Source organism: Gordonibacter sp. (genome assembly GCF_036667095.1).
Lineage (GTDB): Bacteria > Actinomycetota > Coriobacteriia > Coriobacteriales > Eggerthellaceae > Gordonibacter.
Window position 1 is genome coordinate 1 of record NZ_JAVWUP010000022.1, and the last position, 2722, is coordinate 2722.

The 2722-nt window shown below is 54.5% G+C and carries 4 protein-coding genes; all 4 read right to left on the minus strand.

Annotation, left to right across the window (positions count from 1 at the left end; all coding sequences use genetic code 11):
- Positions 1 to 188 precede the first annotated feature (188 nt).
- The 4 genes from RR842_RS03940 to RR842_RS03955 all read right to left on the minus strand — a co-directional run bounded on the left by RR842_RS03940 (position 189) and on the right by RR842_RS03955 (position 2601).
- Entirely contained in the window at positions 189 to 839 is a 651-nt protein-coding gene (locus RR842_RS03940; RefSeq protein ID WP_332729026.1) for an N-acetylmuramoyl-L-alanine amidase, read from the minus strand.
- Positions 840 to 1071: 232 nt separating this feature from the next.
- Positions 1072 to 1323: a phage holin gene (locus tag RR842_RS03945; RefSeq protein WP_332729027.1), complete on the minus strand. Its 252-nt coding sequence runs from the start codon at positions 1321 to 1323 to the stop codon at positions 1072 to 1074.
- 10 nt (positions 1324 to 1333) lie between these two features.
- Positions 1334 to 1618, minus strand: a complete 285-nt coding sequence (locus tag RR842_RS03950) for a hypothetical protein (RefSeq protein WP_332729028.1) — start codon at positions 1616 to 1618, stop codon at positions 1334 to 1336.
- A 32-nt stretch (positions 1619 to 1650) separates the two neighbouring features.
- Positions 1651 to 2601, minus strand: a complete 951-nt coding sequence (locus RR842_RS03955) for a hypothetical protein (protein WP_332729029.1) — start codon at positions 2599 to 2601, stop codon at positions 1651 to 1653.
- Positions 2602 to 2722 lie beyond the last annotated feature (121 nt).

Consider the following 2722-nt stretch of genomic DNA (forward strand, 5'->3'; position numbering starts at 1 on the left):
CCTCCTCCTCCGCCAGTTTTTATTCCTTTTAATTGCATATATGCAGGTCATTGATGTGTGTATCGTTTTATATAGTTGCGCAAACGATGCAAATAGCGTGCAATTTTACTCAAAAATGCAAATATAATGCAATCGAAATAAACAAAAAATGACCACCCGTAATAGGTGTCCATCTTGCCCGCCGTTGACTATTTGCCAATAATGATGGTGTCGCCCGGTTTGACCACATGGGTAGTCTCGTTGCAGCCATGCTCTGGTTCTGGCGCCGGCTCCGGGGTTGGCTCCGGGGACGGCGCAGGCGCAGCGGGCTTAGCCCAGTCCTTACCCTCAATGCCGTCGGCTATAGCTGCGGCGATGTCCGCCCACGACGTTCTGTCCCATGCCTCTTTATCTTCTGGACTGTCGACAAAGCACGCCTCGACAATAAGAGCCGTCATGCCGGTGTCGCGCAGAAACGCCAAGTCGTCATCAGGCGCCTTTGCTCCACGGTCAGGCAGCCCCAAGGCACGCGCTAGGTTTGCGCTTATTTTAGCAGCCAGGGCACGGCCATGGTCGTCGCCGTCCCAGTAGAGCACCTCGGGTCCCGTGCCGCCCCCAGCGTTGAGATGCATACTCACGGCAAGCGTCGCGCCACTTTCATTGGCGATACATACCTGGCGGTCTAGCTCATCCGGATAGCCCATATCGTCTGGTGCGGTGCAGTCGTATACCTCATGCCCGCGTCGGCGCAGCTCATCGTTGACCTGGTCGCGCAGCGGTCGGTTGCACGCTACCTCGTTGAGTAGCGCCCCTGCCCCTGGGCTGGTCGGCGTATGCCCTGCATTAGTTGTGATGATCATAATTATCTCCTAAAGGTAATCACTTAAGTTACTTATATGTTCGACGTGCCACCCATCGCTTGCCATAAACGATGCGTAACCGGTGGCGCGCGCCTCTGCCTTTTGCCGCTCGGTGAGCAGCGGCCTATCGTTGCACGGGATGTGCTCTGGTTGCGCTGGCGGGTCTGGCGGCACCTCAAGCAGCGGCAGCACGGCACACATGGTGAGTACCGCCGCTGCCGCCAGCGCGACCCTACAGGGACGGTTTATCACGATGCAGCGCCCGCTCGCTGTCACTGACCCCGGGCGTTGTGGGGTCGGTTACCACTCCCAGCAAGACCAGGGCGTTAACGGCCAGGCCAAGCCACGCGATGATGGCATCCTGCGACACAGGCGGCACGATGCCCACCATGCCCAAGCCCTGCCAGACAAACGCCACCACGCAGGCGATTAGCGCGATGAGCGTAGGCTTGTTTTGCAGTCGTAATTTCCAGTTGATTTGCATTTTTACTCCTTTAGTTGAGTCCGATTTGCGATGCGATAAAACCTATAACCGCGCCGACCATTGCCATCATGACGTAACCGACTAGGGCATCCCATTTGCGGCCTTTGTCGTTTTCCAGCAATGTTATCCGCGCGTCCATGCGCTTGAGCTGCTCTCGGTTTTGCTCCTCGATTTGACCCAGTTTAGCTAGCGTTTCGGTGGCCAAATCGAGGTCCTCTCCGTGAGCGGTTACCCGGTGTTCCAGGCCGCTGATACGCACCTCATGCGCGCTGTGCTCGTTACAGAGTACGTCCATCTAGTCGCTCTCATTTCTCATGTTGTGCTCCTTTATTTCAGGGTTGTTACTGCCAGCGTTGTGGGGTTTCCTCCACGCGCCAGCCGGTAAGCCTTTACGGTTCCGTTAGTGCCAACCACAACTTTTGCCCGCGGTATTCCTTGGTATTCTCCCGAGTCTATTCGCGGATGGTTAACAACGCAGATACCGGGCATCTTCGCCCGAAACATACGGTTGTTTATGTCAATAAATACAAACCCCGGTAGGTCGTGCTGCCTACTCGGTTGGCTGATCGACGTGAGAGAATCCACGTTAGGCGGTATGTCAATGATCTCGCGATCTGCAACGGAGCCGGTAAGTTTGTATACCCGCCAATTCTTCGTAACTAGGTACGTTGCACCATCGTAATTAAACTTACCGGCAAGGTCTTTCATTAGCTCTTCTATGCCAGAGTTGTCGCTAGGCGATACGTCCGCCGATTTAGCACCGGTTAAATGGCTCAGGTACCGCAGGTAGGTCATTGTGTAGCGTTCGTGGCTAATATATAAGCCGGTGTTGGTTATCGCAACTATGTCTTGGGATGTGAAGCCCGAGTCACTATAGCTGTGGTCAACGATGATGTTGCTTGCCGTGAACTCTCTTACCCGTTCGCTGTTCGCTTTGAAGTAAAAGCTACCGCTTTGGTCATCTACGTAATGGGCGTGTTCGTATGAACTGACGTCGTCGTGTACTACAACGCCGTTTAGGTCAACGACGTATAGGTGCGACAAGGGCTCGGTGCCGAAAGCAAAAATACGACCGTGATAGTCGGTAAGAACGTACATGTAGCTTCTGTCCACTCCGTTAAGTGCTGGAAGCGGCGAAACGTTCGTGACCACCCCGTCAGTGCTGAACCGTCGAAGCCATTTATCGCGTTCTGCGGATACAACAAAGGCAAAGGTTCCATCTTGCAGGTCGCAAAAGTTAGCGACATCGTATGGTATCGCTAGCTCTTCTTTACTCACGATTTTTACCTGCGGCACCATGTCGTCGGGTATCCGGTCAGTCAACTGTCCTATACTCTCATTTCCGCCCCCCCCCCCCGCCAACGAGTGCATCGACCTTTACGCCCAGCTTGTCGCGCTG

Coding starts and splice junctions, on each gene's coding strand:
- RR842_RS03940 (WP_332729026.1), bottom strand. CDS start 839: ATGATCATCACAACTAATGCAGGGCATACGCCGACCAGCCCAGGGGCA.
- RR842_RS03945 (WP_332729027.1), bottom strand. CDS start 1,323: ATGCAAATCAACTGGAAATTACGACTGCAAAACAAGCCTACGCTCATC.
- RR842_RS03950 (WP_332729028.1), bottom strand. CDS start 1,618: ATGGACGTACTCTGTAACGAGCACAGCGCGCATGAGGTGCGTATCAGC.